Genomic DNA, 16,542 nt, shown 5'->3' with positions numbered 1-16,542 from the left:
CATGAAAAAACTAATCTATTTTCTTTTCGTCACCGTTTTTTGTTTCCAGGTAAACGCAAAAGCGGAAAATATTTCTACAAAACCCGGTTCATCCGCACAGTTTCCGAAGAGTGTTGCCGGTGTTTACAAATCGGATTTTAACGAACTCACATTGTACGTTAACGGCAACCACGTAACCGGAACCTATAAATTTAAGGGAGGTAAGGTTGATGGAACACTATCGGGCCATACACTCACCGGAACCTGGTCGCAAAGCAATGGGAAAGGGAAATTGATTTTTGTTTTCAATAACGATTTTTCAGCCTTTACCGGTAAATGGGGCTACAACAACGACACGCCATCCGGTAAATGGAACGGTACAAAAATAGCAGGCGGTTCAAATGCGGGAAGTACCAGTTCCACACCCGTTTCCTCTGTTTCAGGAAACAGTAAAATCGCAGGGGTTTATTCTACCGATTTCAAGAATATGACGCTGACCATTTCGGGAAATCACGTCACCGGAACGTACGAACATGCCGGCGGAAGAATCGATGGAACACTTTCGGGCCACACACTCACCGGAACCTGGACGCAAACCAATGGGAAAGGGAAATTGGTTTTTGTTTTCAATAACGACTTCTCAGCCTTTACCGGTAAATGGGGCTACAACAACGACGCGCCAACAAGCAAATGGAACGGTACAAAAACAGGCTCTTCCGGCTCAACAGCTGCCAGTAGTTCAACGCAAACTTCTTTACCCATAAATGTGATTGGAAGCTGGAGTGCGAATGGCAGCAGAAATCAAATTGGCAGGTTACAGATTTGGCAAGATGGAGACAAATTTGTGGTCATCGCATCGTGGCCCGACGCCGCCACAGGAACCTGGAAAAGCTACAAAGGTGAAGGCCGGTTTGAAGGCAGAAAAATGAATTTTAAAGTCTTTCCTTCCACAACCAATGGTTCAAGTGCCGACCAGGGCTATGTATACCATTATACCATTTCGCCGGACAACAGTGAAATTACAAGTTATTATACCCGGTATGGAAAAAGAACCATAGAAACCAATGTGCTATACAAAAGGGTGAAATAGATTGCTTTCAAATCCCGTGTGCCGGAGTTCATCGTTGACGTAATCTTTTCCGTTGCACAAACGCGGTTTACCGTCAGCCGCCATAAATCGTCTCAATGAAAAAAGATGCCGTACTCGAACAAAATATACGACCAGTCATTTGACAAGTACCTGAGGAACACCAGAAACTGGAAGTTTCAGTTTTCGTTGATTCTTGCTGCCCTGGCAATTGCCGGATTTTCCCTTTATGGCGCATTAAGCGACGAGATGGACAACCCCGAGGCGCTTCAAATCGGGATGGGCATCGGATTGCTGTTTATCCTGATCGGGTTCATTTCAGGAAAATCAACTTCAAACAACCGTACGTGGGACGGTGTGGTTATCGACAAAAAAATAAAAAAAACCACCAAAGACATTGGGTACGGTGATGGAAAAGCCGAACGCTACGTATTCACCGTTTTGATAAAAAGCGAAAACGGGAAAGTACACGAAATAAGGGACGAGGACGACGAAACGGTTTATAACTATTACAAAATCGGCGACAAGGTACGGCATCACGGAAGATTGAATACCTATGAAAAGTTCGACAAATCGGGCGATACGATTATCTTTTGTAGCGCCTGCGCATTTTTGCACGATATTCATGAAGATGTGTGCCGGAATTGCGGCTGTCCGCTGTTAAAATAACGCTTCAACTTAATCAGATACGATGAAATCATCAACATGCAGCCAGTGCGGAAAACCAATCAGCCAGGAGGATAAATTTTGTCAGCATTGCGGTGCTCCGCAAAAGACGGCAGCCACTGCGCCAAAGCCGGTAAAGACCGCTGAACCCCGAGGCATATCCACGGCATCGTTAGTCAAGTGGCTACTGATTGCGGGGGTAACGGGCCTGGTTTTTGGCTGGATTCGTTATTGGATTGGTTATTATGTGCTCATACAAGGCGTAATTGCCGGTTTGCTGATTCCCTGGATGGTAAAAAAAGCAGCCCCCAATCAACTGGAAGCCATTTCTGATATTCGGTTTAAAATGGCTCTCCTACTCTTTTTCTCCTTTATGGTTGCTCAGGCAATCGGTTTTGGAGTGGCCCAACCGGTATTCGATCCCTTCAACTGGGTAGCCCGGGTTTGGAACGGAGACACCACCGAATCCGTTTTCGGTATTTTCTCCACCGGAGGCGTCGTTCATCAAACTTTTTCGGAAGGATTAAGCGGCGGATTCTGGGCCTTTCTCTGGTTTTTCGATATCTCGTTTATGTTCTTTCTTATGCTCGTTTCGCTACCGCTGACGACTAACAAAAAAAGGTCATGATAAAATTCGTTCGCATAGTTACCTTTCTGCTGGCAGTCGTCATTACTGTTATAAGCATATTTTTTATCGATGCTGAACAGGAGTTTGCCCAGGCAAGACTGGCTTACCGTAGTGGCGACATGGACCAGGCGCTTCGCAAGGCACGCCGGGCAAACCGGGCGTTCTCCGACGATGACCGGAAAGTACAGGCTTATTTTTTGCAGGCCCGTGCTGCCGCAAAAATGAACTGGCAGGCAAAAGCCAAAGACTACCTCGATCGGCTCTTGTCGCTTGATAGCGAAAATGTCGGTGGATTATTGTTCCGGGGGGAGCTTCAACATCAACTTGGTGAGAATGAACAGGCACTACCCGACTTGAACAAAGGATTGAACCTGTTACCGGAAAACAGCTCCAATACCACACGCGCCTATTATCACACACAACGCGGATTAACGTTTCTTGCACTAAACCGGGATGAAGAAGCCAACGCAGATGCACTGGAAGCGTTGAAATTCAATACTAACCTGCCGGAAGCGCACGACCTGATGAGCAAAGTGTTTGAGGAAAGAGGCGATATCAAAAATGCCCTGGCAGAATGTGAACGCGCCTATCAACTGTCGCTTGAAAGAAATAAACTCTCGTTTATGACCCCTGAAGGCGAGAAACTGTCGGACCGGCTGGTCGATTTGAGGGTAAAATATGTTCGCTCGAAGAAATGACGAAGGAGAGTTACGGGTTACGCTTCGCGGTTGCTGTTGTTTCTGTTGTTGTGCTTCGCGGTTCCAGGTTACAGGTTACGCTCAGAGGTTGCAGTAACTGATATTGTTTCTGTCGTTTCTGTTGTTCCTATGGTTCCTGTTGTTACTGTTGTTGGGCGGCGCGGCTACACCATTTCAGGTTTTATGTTTCAGGTTGCGCTTGGAAGTTGCCGTGTTTGTCAGGCTGAAGGCCTGAAAGACCACAGCCCGGGGGAATCCGCGATGGACATCGGGACACGACGAATGTCGTGATGACGCCACCCACGACGGTCGTCGGGACAGGCTCCGGGGTCAGGATACCACGACAAACCAGAGGCGCACATTCGGAAGATGATTGGAACGGAGGTGTTGTTGCGCCGCACGTGAGGAAATTTCAGGTTACAGATTACGCTCTGAAGTACAGCCTTATTCTTTTCTTTATTGCTCATTTTTCATTACTAATTATTCATTGATTTGAAGGTTTCAGGTTTCACTTCGCGGTCTCTTTGGCTGCAATCGCTTTTATTGCCGGAAACAGGCATCATCATGTTGAAATATTTTACAACGATTGTCAAAAAAATATTCAACATTGAAATTTTAAATTTATGCAAAGTGCTCTCCGGGCGTTCATTATGTGATTAGGAACAAAATTTGATGTTCCACGAATAGTTGCTGAATCTCCCTTATTATTTGATGCATACACTAATCAGGGACTCATTGCAACGGAGATGAAAATAACGAAGCGCTGTTAGCTTTTCGAAATAATAAATCAATTAAAATTAGCCCTGTAACAACTGCCTTTACCCGCTACTTAATCTGGAGAAATTATGTTTCTAAAGAATATCAAAACCTTTATCAGACACCTGAGTCAAAACAAGCTGTACACCGCCATTACCATCATCAGCTTTTCCATATCACTCATGTTTGTTATTCTGTTAAGTGTTTACCTCGAACAGGAATACTCAGTCGATGAGTTTAATGCGAATAAAAACCGCATATTCCGGCTGGCTCATGACGACTATTCGGGATTTGCGCCACCAAGCGGGCCATTACTAATGGAGAAATTCCCGGAAATGGAATATTTTACCCGCACATACGATCAGCAAGGTTATGCTTATACCAACAAGGATGAAAAGATGAAAATCAGCTACCTGATGGTAGATTCCTGTTTTTTCAAGATGTTTTCATTCCACCTGATAGAAGGAACCCCGGAAACAGCACTTCTACCTAAATCGATTGTCCTGACCAAAGAATATGCGCTGAAAATATTTGGAAAAATTCCGGAACTGGGTTCAATAGTCAACATCAACGATCAGGTTGATTACAAAGTCGGTGGAATATTGGATAAATGGCCCGCGAACACGCACTTCGCCAAACAGGATGCCCTCGTCGATTTCCCGTCGCTGGCCGATATGTGGGAATATCCACAGGTACTCACGACCTATAACAACAATTCGTTTGGTCTGTACGTAATGGAAAAACCCAATACCAACCTGCCAGACAAAGCTCCCAAAATACTAAAACTGTTTAAAGATGTAAACTGGATGTATAAAAACGGATCGGTTAAAGAAGTTAATTTCGAGCCGCTCTGCGATGTATACTTCAGTAAATCGTATTCGCCAGGAGTAAGGCAAAACAGCAAAACATTGCTTACTGTGCTTTCGGCCATTATTTTCATGATCCTCTTCCTATCGGTACTAAATTATATTAACCTTACCATCGCTCAATCGGGAACCCGAAGCAAAGAGATTGCCATCAAAAAACTGATGGGTAGCCGAAAAGGTCAAATTTTAGCTCAGTATACCTTCGAGTCGATTTTCTTATCACTCATTTCATTCTTTATCGCCTTTTTGCTGAGTTTCATCGTTCTGCCCATATTTAATCATCTACTCGACACCCATCTCAATTTAGATACTTCGTTCAGCTGGCAATTTCTGGGGCTGCTCGTTGGCGGAGCAATAATTATCGGAGCAATTTCGGGCATTATTCCCGCTCTAACCATTGCACGTTTCGATCCCATTGCGGTAGTCAAAGGAGCCTTCCGCATGAAAAGCAAACAATCGTATACCAAAGGACTGGTTGCTTTCCAGTATTTCATGATTATTGTTCTGGTTACCAGCTCCATCTTTATCAACAAACAGACCCGTTTTATGCGCAACTTCGACTTGGGGTTCAACAAAGACAACATTCTAATTATAAACAATACCATTGCCAATAATCAACGCAATTCTTTTCAGTCGGAATTAATGGCCATTCCAGGCGTGAAACATGTTTGTTTTGTTCGTGGCAATCCGGTTGACGGAGGCAACAACAACTCGTTTACCTACCATGATAAACCATTGAGTTTCCAGGTTTTTCAGGTTGACACCTCCTATTTTAGGATGATGGGAATGGATGTGCACCTGACAGGGGCAGCTTATTCGACCAATGCCATACTGCTGAACGAAACTGCTGTAAAGGATTTGGATTTGCCGGACAACCCGACATCAGTTAAGCTTTTCGATAAAGAAACTCCGGTTTACGGCATTGTAAAAGACTTTCATTTTCGTAATCTGAAAGAAAAAGTTGGCCCCGTTTATTTTAGAATCATGTCACCCAAAATGTCAGCCTGGAGCATTATGGTGAAGGTTTCGGGCCGGAATACCTTTGAGACCACACAGAAAATAAAAGCAGCTTACACCAAATTTACCCATGGCTTGCCTGTTGAAATGAAATTCATGGACGACAGCATCAACCAGTGGTACGACCGTGAAACCCGAATCGGCAAGATGGTTGAATATTTCACTCTGCTGACAATCCTGATTTCGGTGATGGGATTGTTTGCCATGTCGCTCTATTTTGTTCAGCAAAAGATCAAGGAAATCGGTATCCGGAAAGTAAACGGCGCCAAGGTTTCTGAAGTGATGACGATGCTGAATAAAGACTTTGTGAAATGGGTTGCCATCGCTTTTGTGATTGCGACACCTATTGCCTGGTTTGCTATGCATAAATGGCTGGAGAATTTCGCCTACAAAACGACCCTAAGCTGGTGGATATTTGCCCTGTCCGGCATATTGGCCCTGGGAATAGCCCTGCTAACTGTTTCTTTCCAATCGTGGAAAGCAGCCACACGAAATCCGGTGGAAGCTTTGCGATATGAGTAAAATGTCGGTATCAGGTTGGGCAGAACCAAAGGATAAACAAAATTGAGAAAATGTCTATTTAATCCTGATTCAGAAAATTAAAAAAAACAAACTAAATAAAAATGAACTAACCATGTACAACCTATTAAAACTGGTCATCCGGGCTTTGCTGAGGCAAAAAAGATTCCTGTTTTTTTCGGTAGTCAGCCTTTCTGTAAGTTTGGCTTTGGTTATATTAACCTCTGCTTACTACGCTTACGAAACCAGTTCAGATAAATATCAAAGCAACTATGAGCGAATTTACCGGCTTGTAAACACTCCGAAAAATCAGGTCAGGCTGGATGACCAATATTACAGTACGCTTTTGACCGGTGTAACCGGCATCGAGAAAGCCTGTCGGGTTAATGTTTTCGGGTCGATGTTAACTTCGAAAGATATTGTACAAAGAATTGATAACCTTGCTATTGCCGATTCAACTTTTTTCGACCTGTTTGATTACACCATTTTAGCGGGATCGAAACAGCACCTTCTGGATGCGCCAAATAAAATCGTATTAACCAAATCGCTTGCCGATAAACTGTTTGGAAAGGAAGATCCGCTCGGAAAACCAGTTAAAATAAACATGGTCACAACTGCCTATGTTTCGGGCATTGTTGATGATATAAAAAAGAAATCGCATTTTAAAACCGATGCAATTGTTTCGCTTTACACCGACAAGCTGCCATGGAGTGGCGGTAATTTTGGCAACCAAAACGGCACATGGAAAGTCAAACTTTACAGCTACTATTTATTACTGAATAAAAAGGTAGATACGGCAAGTGTTGCGGCACAGATTAAAGCAACATACAATTTCCCCTGGTACAGTTTTACCCCGGACATTGAAATGCAACCCCTTTCTGATATTTTCAGGAACAATACCTATAAGGATGCCGGAGTCAGTCATCTTAATAAGTCATTGATTTGGCTATTGTTTTCAATAACTCTGGTCGTAATAATTATTGCAGGTATCAACTATATTAACTTTAGTTTATCGAACCTGAGTGCTGAATCGAAAACAGTGAGTATCCTAAAGGTCAATGGTGCGCATCGAAATAATATGTTCAGGTATTACGCGGTATCCGGCGGATTGGTTCTTTTGTTGTCTTTCTCTGTCGCCATTATGCTATCTGTTATGGCTTTGCCTTATTTTAATCAATTGGTAGGTTCCGGTTTCCACCTCAGTATTTTAACCGATATTTCCTATCTAGTCCCATTTTTGGGGGTAATAATTATCTTATTTCTCTTTATCGAATTATATCCGGCCTGGTTGTTTTCAGGAATCAGTCCAATAAGTTTGTTTCAGGGGAAAATCGTCGGGAAAATGCGTCTTAGCTCTTTTTCAAGAGTCCTGCTTGTTTTTCAGTTTGTAGCGGCAATCACTTTAATTGCGTCCGTTTTGATGATTTTTAAGCAAATCGATTATCTGAAGAACAAGAACCCCGGCTTCGAAACGAGTTATCTAATTAAACAGGACATCCATTATTCGGTGAGAAATCCACAAACCATAAAAACTTATGCCAGTGAATTGCTAAAAAGTCCGCAAATCCTGAAACTGACATTATCTGATGGAGTGCCTTTTGAGATTCATTCTTACAGCCAACACGAAATTAATGGTCACGATGTTAAATACAATCATATTGATTGTGACACCGGTTTTTTTAATACACTGAACATGAAACTAGTGGCAGGCAGGACTTTTTTCGATTCTGATAAAAATGTATGCATCATAAATGAAAAACTTGCAAGGGAATGTGGTTTTGAAAATCCGCTAAACGAAAAAATCGGAGATTACCAGATAATAGGATTAGTCAAAGACTTTAACAGTATGTCGATGCGCCAGGAGTTAAGCGGCGTAATGTTCAAGCCTGTAAGCAACTACATTTCGAATGTAACTTTTCGGATAAACGGAACAAACATTCCGCAAACCATTTCCACTATTGAAAAAACGTGGAAAGAGTTCTTTCCTGAATACCCTTTCAATTACCAGTTTTACGACGACATAATTGCTCAACTCTACGAAAAGGAACAAAAACTGGCAGATTCAATCAGCATTATTGCCGGGTTAGCCTTGTTTTTATGTTGCCTCGGCTTGCTGGGTTTGGTTTTAAATATGGTAGAAAATCGTGTAAAAGAAATCGGCATCCGCAAGGTGAACGGGGCCAAAGTTTCCGAAGTGATGACGATGCTCAATAAAGACTTTGTGAAATGGGTAGTCGTTGCCTTTATCATCGCCACACCAATCGCCTGGTTTGCGATGAATAAGTGGCTCGAAAACTTCGCATACAAAACCACTTTAAGCTGGTGGATTTTTGCCCTGTCCGGCATATTGGCCCTGGGAATAGCCCTGCTAACTGTTTCTTTCCAATCGTGGAAAGCAGCCACACGAAATCCGGTGGAAGCGTTGCGATACGAATAACAAAAATTACCTAACCATGAATAAACTAAATTTCAGGCAAGCAGTAAACAATCTGCTTAACAGGAAAAACAACACGGCAGTTAGCTTGATTGGTTTAACCATCGCATTTGCCGCAATCTTTCACATCTACTCGATCGTAAGCTTTGAAAGAGGTTATGACACCCAAAATGAAAAAGCTAACCGGATTTACCGAATTAGCGGGGATATTGTTGCAGCCGAAAATACCATGACACATGCAGTACTCGGCCCGCTAATGGGGCCAGGGCTTAAAAACGAATTTCCGGCAGTCGAATCCTATACCCGCCTGGTTCCTGTACACCAATCGGTTAAACTGGAAACCCCCAAGGGGATATTTGAGGTTGAAGAAGCTTATACTGCTGACTCATCGGTCTTCAATATCTTTACCTTCCATTTTATTTACGGCAATCCGAAATATGCGCTTCGAAAACCCGATGAAATTGTAATTAACCAAAGCTTGAGCAAAAAAATATACGGAGATGAGAATCCGCTAGGTGAGACAATTGTAAGGGACGGCACACCTCTAACCGTGGCAGGCGTTGTAAAAGACAGTCCCGACAATTCCCATCATAAACTAAACGTTTTGTTCTCGATGGGAAACCAATGGAATGACTTAACCGGAATTCCCAAAATAAAGATATCTGAAGGTTATTGGATGCCTACCTGTTATGTATTTGTTTTACTGAAGAAAAACGCGAAAATTGAAAGCATCACCAACAACTTCCAACCGTTTTACGAGAAATATATGTCCTCTTTCGGGAAAGCCATTAATGCACAATTTGTCCCGGTTGCTATTCCACTAAAATCGCTGCACTTCTCACGCAATATGAGCTACGACTATCCAAAAGGAAACCGCACCTATTCCTATATCTTTATGGTTATCGGGTTGTTTATTTTAGCAATTGCGTTTATTAATTATTCAAATCTCCTGGTTTCCCAAAACATTGTACAGTCAAAAAATATAGGTATACGAAAAATTATAGGGGCAGGCCAGGTCGGCATCTTCCTGCAATTCTTTCTTAACTCAATGGTTGTTATCGCTGTAGCATTAGTCTTAGCAATTATTCTTTACCGGTTGTCTGTCCCGCTTTTAAACGAGCTACCACTCATCCACTCCAACCTGTTGCCATTGCATATAACCATTTTCTTAGCTGCAGGATTACTGCTCGTATTTTCATTTTTATCGTCATTGATCCCGTTTTTCAATCAATCGAAAAAAAGTGGGTTAAAACTCCTTTTAAAAAAAGATGAATTCAAACAAAATAAGGGACAATTAAACTTTGGACAGTTATCTACGATTGTCCAGCTTTCTTTATCTATCATGCTGCTAATTTCAATCATAGCCATCAGCAAACAGCTCACTTTCCTTACCAAAAGCAACATGGGCTTCGATAAAGAAAACGTCGTCATGCTAAAACTTAACAAAACAATCTGTAGTCCGGAAACAGTCAAGTCACTAAAACAGGAAATACAGAGAAACCCAAATATCGCATCAGTTGCATTCTCAGAACATTCTCCCGGAGAAGTACTGGGTAGCTTTCATTTTCAGGTTGACCGGGAGGGGAAAAAAGTAACAAAAATCGTTAGCAGCATGGGTGTAGATTACGATTATATCCCATTAATGAAAATGGAACTTACCGAAGGCCGGAACTTCAATAACAGCTATCATGATGATAATCTTAAATCGGCAATTATCAACGAAGCTGCCGTCAATTTTTTTGGGTTCCCCTCTCCTGTTGTCGGAAAAGAAATTCAAGGGATAAAAATTATTGGGGTTTTAAAAGATGTTTGCTTGAACTCTCTGCGTAATCAAACCGAACCAGTGTTGTTCTATCTCGACCAACAAAAAGAAGGTTATTTGAATATCAGGCTAAAAGCAAATTCAGATTTTAAAAGTGCAATTGCCAGTATACAAACAACATGGAAAAGCTTTTTTATTGATGAACCTCTAAAGACAGAGTTTCTCGATAACCGGGTAAAAATGATGTACGAAGATGATTATACAAAAAGCAGGTTAATCAGATTATTTACGTTAATCACCTTACTAATTTCGTTAATGGGACTTTTCAACATTGCGTTACTACGGAGCAAACAGAGGACTAAAGAAATCGGCATCCGCAAAGTAAACGGTGCCAAGGTTTCCGAAGTGATGACGATGCTGAATAAAGACTTTGTGAAATGGGTTGTCATAGCCTTTGTGATTGCAACACCTATTGCCTGGTTTGCCATGCATAAATGGTTGGAGAATTTCGCCTACAAAACTACCCTAAGCTGGTGGATATTTGCCCTGGCAGGTATACTGGCGTTGGGAATTGCTCTGCTCACAGTTAGCTGGCAAAGCTGGAAGGCAGCGACGAGGAATCCGATAGAAGCGCTGAGATATGAGTAAAAGCGTTTAAATAATGACCTAACTATTTAGCCATGATTGAAAATATCTTCAGAACAGCTTTTAAATATTTATGGAAAAACAGGATTTATAATTTCATAAATATCCTCGGACTGACCGTTTCAATTACATCAATCCTCATTATACTGGTTTATTTTGGAAATGAGCAAAAATACGACACCCAGATAAATAATCGTGATAAAATTTACCGGATAGAAACAAACTGGGCGACCATGCCATCGTTTATCGGGTACTTTCTGAAAGATGAATCGGGTTATATCAAGGACGTCACCCGGGTGAAAATGGAAGAACACGAAGTCAGTTATGACGGTCAGGTCTATCTTATGGATAATATAGGATTGGCTGATGGAAACTTTTTTAGCACATTCAACTTTAATTTTTTACTGGGGAATTCGGAAAACGCACTAAAAAACAGGCATTCAATAGTACTTACCCAAAGAGAGGCTGAACGCATATTTGGGAAAACAAATCCTTTAAATCAAACAATTCTTTTAAAAAACAAGTACCCTTTTACCGTAACCGGGGTGGTTGAAAATCCCGATTATTTTCATTTGCCATTTACAGCAATTGCGACTCTTGAAAGCTTGAAAGAGTTAGCCTACCCCAAGATTCTTGAGCAAAAAGACGGGTGGAGTTACTTTACTTATATTGTTGGAAAACCTTCGCTAAGTATAGCCCAAACCGAAGAAAGACTGAACAGCGATTTGAAAAAGTTTAACTATCAGAAATTTCAATTAACCAGCCTCAAGGATTTATATTTTGCCGCGCCTTTGTATTATGAGGGAAACACACAGCACGGAAGTAAAGCTGTTCTGTTTATTCTCTTCTCTATTGCGGTACTGCTTTTTATACTGGCAGGAATCAATTTCATCAACCTAACCAATTCACGAACTAAAATCAGGTTTAAAGAGGTCGGAATAAAAAAACTATTTGGATGCGCCAAAAGCATTTTAGTCATTCAGTTTCTGGTCGAGTCCGTCATACTGTTATCCATAGCCCTTGGATTATCTTTAATCATCATAAAAAGTATTCAACCCTTTTTCGATAATTTAATCGGCAAAACAATTGATTTTAGTATGATTTATGCGCCACATAATCTACTTATCATTGCCGTACTAATTCTTGCGACAGGAATACTGACCGGTTTGTTACCAGCTATTAATATAAACTCTGTCCAGTCTATCTCTCTGATGAAAAATAAAATGGACAGTTTCTCTAAAAAAACTTTTTTTAGTAAACCACTGATAACCTTTCAGTATGTCATTTCAATTATTTTGATAGCCGGGACATTATTCATTGTAAAACAGCTTCAATATTTAAAAAACAAGGATCTGGGTTTTTCTCCCGAACAAATTGTATGCATTAAGCTAAACGACGATTTGCAATCAAAACAACGAACTTTCAAAAGCGAATTGCTTCAAATTCCGGGAGTACTACAGGCTGCCTACTCAGGAAATAGTATGGGGCAAGACTGGTCGAATTGGGTAAATGAAATGGATGGCGGTCGCAAAGCATTTAAGGTGAATGACGTTGAGCCTGGATATTTCAATCTCATGGGCATTAAACTGAAAGAAGGACGTATATTCCGGGAAGACGAAATGGACAAGGGTTACATAATTAATGAAACAGCGGTAAAACAATACAACATCAAAAACCCACTTGAGAAAACCATGGAAAGGGACGGGAAAATCTATCCCATAATTGGTGTGATGAAAGATTTCAATTTTCAATCTCCTCAATATCCGGTCGAACCGGTTCTATTTTATTTCAGAGATCACAGGTACAACCTTATCAACTTAAAAGTTAATGCCACCAATACAAAAGAGGTAATGGGGAATATCGAAAAGGTGTGGAAAAGGTTCAGCCCGGAACATGTATTCGAGTATAATTTTCAGGATGATTTATATAATAAACAATATAAATCGGCGGAGCAATTCAGCACACTGGTAGGAATCGGAGGAGCGATTGCCATAATGATTGCGTGTTTGGGTATTCTGGGATTGTCTATTTCACTGGCTGAACAAAAGATTAAAGAAATCGGCATCCGCAAGGTGAACGGGGCCAAAGTTTCCGAAGTGATGACCATGCTCAATAAAGATTTTGTGAAATGGGTTGCCATCGCTTTTGTAATTGCAACACCTATTGCCTGGTTTGCCATGCATAAATGGTTGGAGAATTTTGCCTACAAAACGACCCTGAGTTGGTGGATTTTTGCCTTAGCAGGTTTGCTGGCACTGGGAATTGCGTTGCTAACCGTGAGCTGGCAAAGCTGGAAAGCTGCGACGAGGAATCCGATAGAAGCGCTGAGATATGAGTAACGTGTAATGAGTAATTAATAATGAGTGATTAATAATTAGTAATGAACAATGAATGATGAGTGAAAATGAGAATGTAGTATTAACCAAGTCGTACAATTTTGCTGTCAGGATTGTCAAGATGTACCAGCATTTGTCCTCTAAAAAAAAGTGTTCTGAGTAAGGTGAAATCATGCGCGTAACAGTCAATTACTAATTATTCATTGTTGATTATTAAATGTAAAACGGTTGGCAAAGCTGGAAAACTGCTACACGTAACCCGGTGGAAAGTTTACGATATGATTAGATGGAAAAAGAAAACTCATGCCGACCGAAAAGTGTTTTTGCCGAACTACTTCTATTTTAAAATTGAATACTAATTTTTAAGCAACAAACCATGAAATCAAAACTCTTTTTACTATTAATCATTTCCCTGTTTTTTAGCCAAATCAATAATGCCCAGGTATTCTATGTCGATTCCAAAAACGGAAATGACATGAATTCAGGGAATGTTACCACGCCTCTTAAAACAATTCAGCAAGCAATTGAAATAACAAATGAATTGACCGGACAGGGCAACATTACAATAAAAGTGATGCCGGGGATATACATATTATCCAACAGAATCGATATTAACCCTGTTCGGATTCTCAATGAAAACTCAAAATTGATAATCGAATCAGCCATCTTGCCGGACGATTCATTATGGACACCTTTGAAAATGCCGGTTGTTGTATCTTTTTCGGCAAATAATTCAGAAACACAATTTCAACATTCAACTGGTTTTTTGGTTGCTTCTGATTTCGTTGAATTCAGGGGAATAAAATTTTTAGGTAATGCAAACCCCCTGGTTCGATATTACTATCCAATTACAAGGGAAAATCCGGACTTAAAGCACCTTGTTGTTTCGCAATGTGTTTTTATTGGCGATAGAAATTCAGGCATTATTCAGGGAGGGGTTTGGGCACATGGAACAGATATAAATATCAATCATAATGTATTTTACCAATGCCGAAATGCTATTCTATTATTCCAAAACATCAACAATTCTATTATCAGCAACAATATTATATACGATGCGTATGAAAGTGCATTATGGATGGGTAACGATGAAAACCTGAAATTTGAGAATAACATTGTAAGCAATTGCGATTACTTCTGGATTGGCGACCCAGACAGTAAAACAGAATTCAAAATATCCAATTCAATAATTTCAGGGAACCAACACCTCAGGGGCAATTGGGGAAATACCGGAATAACGGAGAGTATGCAGAAATTCACTGAAAACAATATCGATAAGAAAGCCAATATATCTCTTGTTGAATGTAATAGTGAGAGAATTCCTCAGGCACATTTACACATTGTTCCTGGGGCAACAGGTTACGATTTGAATGCCGGAATATTTAAACGCCCATAGTTAAGTAACTAAAAAAGAATCTCATGAGCCTGAAAAACAAAACAACAATTGTAACAGGAGCTTCGGGAAATGGGCTTGGACGGAACATTGCATTAACATTGGCAAAAGAAGGAGCCAATCTGGTAATCAATTAAAAAAACAATAAAAATAAAGCGGGGAGGCAGTCACCCGGAATCCGGTGGAAAGTTTATGATATGAGTAACTTGTAATGAGTAACTAATAATTAGTAATGAACAATGAATAATGAGTGAAAATGAGAATGTAGTATTAACCAAGTCGTACAATTTTGCTGTCAGGATTGTCAAAATGTACCAGCATTTGTCTTCTGAAAAGAAAGAATTTGTTCTGAGTAAGCAGATTCTGAGGAGTGGGACTTCTGTTGGAGCAAATATAGAAGAAGCGATTGGTGGTATCTCGAAAGCTGATTTTAGGGCTAAAATGAGTGTTGCCTATAAAGAAGCCCGCGAAACTGATTACTGGTTAAGATTATTAAAAGATACTGGTTATCTGGAAGTAGAGTCATTTAATTCCATTAGGAATGACCTCAACGAATTACTCAGATTACTGTATTCGATTATAAAATAGTGCTCAAAACAATAAATTATTCATTGTTCATTACTAATTATTAATTATAAGATTTCACGCAACCAAACTGAGGGAAATATACTCTTTGAAGAGTACTTAAAATCTAACCAATCATGAAAAACCTGATATTATGGGCCATTCCTGCCTTGTTTTTATTTGCTTCCTGTGAGAAGGACAACGACTTTCCCCGGATAGAAAACACAACCAGCGGAGAAAAATGGACACTTCAAATAGGGAGTTCTCCGGCAGAAGTTTACAGCCAGCTCCGGGAACTGGGGACCGAGAAACAATTTGACGCTGTAGCCATTGTGTATCGAAAGCCTTATTCAAACCCCGAAGACATTCAGAATATTTTTGGCTTTTACCGGTCTGTTACCCTGGAAACAACATCGGGCGTTACAGAGCGGGCTCTTATCGAATTTGATCAGGGTAAAGTGAGTTCTATCGAAACCGGTGGCGCTTTGCTGGATGATGCTTCTGCATGGCCTAAGGATACACCTGATGAAATTACGATCCATGTCGATGACCCGATTGACACGATGTATGAAAAGCTATTGGCAATTTGCCAGACCGCTCCTTACAGTGATTATCAGATCACCCTCCCCGACAAGTCACTGGAAAGACCTTTCGACCCGGACATGGCTAATTACGACGAATGGGCATTTAGTTTTACGGAAGATGTCAGTTCGGGCAAAGTCGGTAAATCGTCCGTAAGATTGTTTTTCAACAATCAAAAATTGGTGAGAATCAGAAACGAATATAGCAAACACGAAATCGTTTATTGATTTCCAAGGGGAGCTGTGCAATTGCGGTAGTTAGTGTTGTTTCTGTTGTTCAGCTTCGCTGTTAAACCATTTCAGGTTTCAGGTTTCAGGTTACGCTTCGAGGTTGCAGTAACTGATATTGTTTCTGTCGTTACTGTTGTTACTGTTGTTCTGGCGTTCTCAATTGCCCTGGGCTTTAGCCCGGGGAACAGGTGCATGAAACACTCTCCTGGCTTTAGCCAAATGGGTTGCATTTCAATCTGGCTCTACATTATTACGGTCGAAACTTCCTGACCGTTTCAATCTACATTGGCTCGCGACCACATTCTAAATCTATCGGATTATGTCCCATGGCGGTGCCATGGGCTGTTGCGGCAAGACCGTTGGCCTTGTGATGGGTTGCG

General features: G+C 40.9%; 11 protein-coding genes. All 11 read left to right on the top strand.

Annotated elements, in window-relative coordinates:
• The first annotated feature begins 1 nt into the window (after position 1).
• The 11 genes from T426_RS0118805 to T426_RS0118740 all read left to right on the top strand — a co-directional run bounded on the left by T426_RS0118805 (position 2) and on the right by T426_RS0118740 (position 16,159).
• A complete protein-coding gene (locus tag T426_RS0118805) occupies positions 2-1,069 on the top strand; it encodes a hypothetical protein (protein WP_027586115.1) in 1,068 nt (355 codons plus the stop codon).
• A 105-nt stretch (positions 1,070-1,174) separates the two neighbouring features.
• Positions 1,175-1,735: a hypothetical protein gene (locus T426_RS0118800; protein ID WP_025866152.1), complete on the top strand. Its 561-nt coding sequence runs from the start codon at positions 1,175-1,177 to the stop codon at positions 1,733-1,735.
• 22 nt (positions 1,736-1,757) lie between these two features.
• Complete coding sequence (locus tag T426_RS0118795; RefSeq protein WP_025866151.1) at positions 1,758-2,360, top strand: zinc-ribbon domain-containing protein; 603 nt, start codon at positions 1,758-1,760, stop codon at positions 2,358-2,360.
• Positions 2,357-3,058 (top strand): tetratricopeptide repeat protein, encoded by a 702-nt coding sequence (locus tag T426_RS0118790; protein WP_025866150.1) that lies wholly within the window; start codon positions 2,357-2,359, stop codon positions 3,056-3,058. The genes T426_RS0118795 and T426_RS0118790 overlap by 4 nt, the downstream gene beginning before the upstream one ends.
• Before the next feature lie 845 nt (positions 3,059-3,903).
• On the top strand, positions 3,904-6,219 hold the full coding sequence (locus tag T426_RS0118780) for an ABC transporter permease (protein ID WP_025866149.1): 2,316 nt from the start codon (positions 3,904-3,906) through the stop codon (positions 6,217-6,219).
• Positions 6,220-6,331: 112 nt separating this feature from the next.
• Positions 6,332-8,653 (top strand): ABC transporter permease, encoded by a 2,322-nt coding sequence (locus T426_RS0118775; RefSeq protein ID WP_025866148.1) that lies wholly within the window; start codon positions 6,332-6,334, stop codon positions 8,651-8,653.
• Between the two features lie 16 nt (positions 8,654-8,669).
• Positions 8,670-11,060 (top strand): ABC transporter permease, encoded by a 2,391-nt coding sequence (locus T426_RS0118770; RefSeq protein WP_025866147.1) that lies wholly within the window; start codon positions 8,670-8,672, stop codon positions 11,058-11,060.
• Positions 11,061-11,092: 32 nt separating this feature from the next.
• On the top strand, positions 11,093-13,396 hold the full coding sequence (locus tag T426_RS0118765; protein WP_025866146.1) for an ABC transporter permease: 2,304 nt from the start codon (positions 11,093-11,095) through the stop codon (positions 13,394-13,396).
• Between the two features lie 373 nt (positions 13,397-13,769).
• A complete protein-coding gene (locus T426_RS0118755) occupies positions 13,770-14,789 on the top strand; it encodes a right-handed parallel beta-helix repeat-containing protein (protein ID WP_027586113.1) in 1,020 nt (339 codons plus the stop codon).
• Positions 14,790-15,032: 243 nt separating this feature from the next.
• Complete coding sequence (locus T426_RS0118745) at positions 15,033-15,374, top strand: four helix bundle protein (protein WP_027586112.1); 342 nt, start codon at positions 15,033-15,035, stop codon at positions 15,372-15,374.
• A 113-nt stretch (positions 15,375-15,487) separates the two neighbouring features.
• A complete protein-coding gene (locus T426_RS0118740) occupies positions 15,488-16,159 on the top strand; it encodes a hypothetical protein (protein WP_025866340.1) in 672 nt (223 codons plus the stop codon).
• The last annotated feature ends 383 nt before the right edge of the window (positions 16,160-16,542 follow it).

It is taken from the genome of Prolixibacter bellariivorans ATCC BAA-1284 (assembly GCF_000621705.1).
GTDB classification, from domain to species: domain Bacteria; phylum Bacteroidota; class Bacteroidia; order Bacteroidales; family Prolixibacteraceae; genus Prolixibacter; species Prolixibacter bellariivorans.
The sequence above is the reverse complement of the archived record's forward strand: the minus strand, read 5'-3'. Positions and strand labels throughout refer to the sequence as shown.

What these genes read in the sequence shown, in the direction of transcription:
- T426_RS0118805 (WP_027586115.1), top strand. Translation starts at nt 2, where the DNA reads ATGAAAAAACTAATCTATTTTCTTTTCGTCACCGTTTTTTGTTTCCAG.
- T426_RS0118800 (WP_025866152.1), top strand. Translation starts at nt 1,175, where the DNA reads ATGCCGTACTCGAACAAAATATACGACCAGTCATTTGACAAGTACCTG.
- T426_RS0118795 (WP_025866151.1), top strand. Translation starts at nt 1,758, where the DNA reads ATGAAATCATCAACATGCAGCCAGTGCGGAAAACCAATCAGCCAGGAG.
- T426_RS0118790 (WP_025866150.1), top strand. Translation starts at nt 2,357, where the DNA reads ATGATAAAATTCGTTCGCATAGTTACCTTTCTGCTGGCAGTCGTCATT.
- T426_RS0118780 (WP_025866149.1), top strand. Translation starts at nt 3,904, where the DNA reads ATGTTTCTAAAGAATATCAAAACCTTTATCAGACACCTGAGTCAAAAC.
- T426_RS0118775 (WP_025866148.1), top strand. Translation starts at nt 6,332, where the DNA reads ATGTACAACCTATTAAAACTGGTCATCCGGGCTTTGCTGAGGCAAAAA.
- T426_RS0118770 (WP_025866147.1), top strand. Translation starts at nt 8,670, where the DNA reads ATGAATAAACTAAATTTCAGGCAAGCAGTAAACAATCTGCTTAACAGG.
- T426_RS0118765 (WP_025866146.1), top strand. Translation starts at nt 11,093, where the DNA reads ATGATTGAAAATATCTTCAGAACAGCTTTTAAATATTTATGGAAAAAC.
- T426_RS0118755 (WP_027586113.1), top strand. Translation starts at nt 13,770, where the DNA reads ATGAAATCAAAACTCTTTTTACTATTAATCATTTCCCTGTTTTTTAGC.
- T426_RS0118745 (WP_027586112.1), top strand. Translation starts at nt 15,033, where the DNA reads ATGAGTGAAAATGAGAATGTAGTATTAACCAAGTCGTACAATTTTGCT.
- T426_RS0118740 (WP_025866340.1), top strand. Translation starts at nt 15,488, where the DNA reads ATGAAAAACCTGATATTATGGGCCATTCCTGCCTTGTTTTTATTTGCT.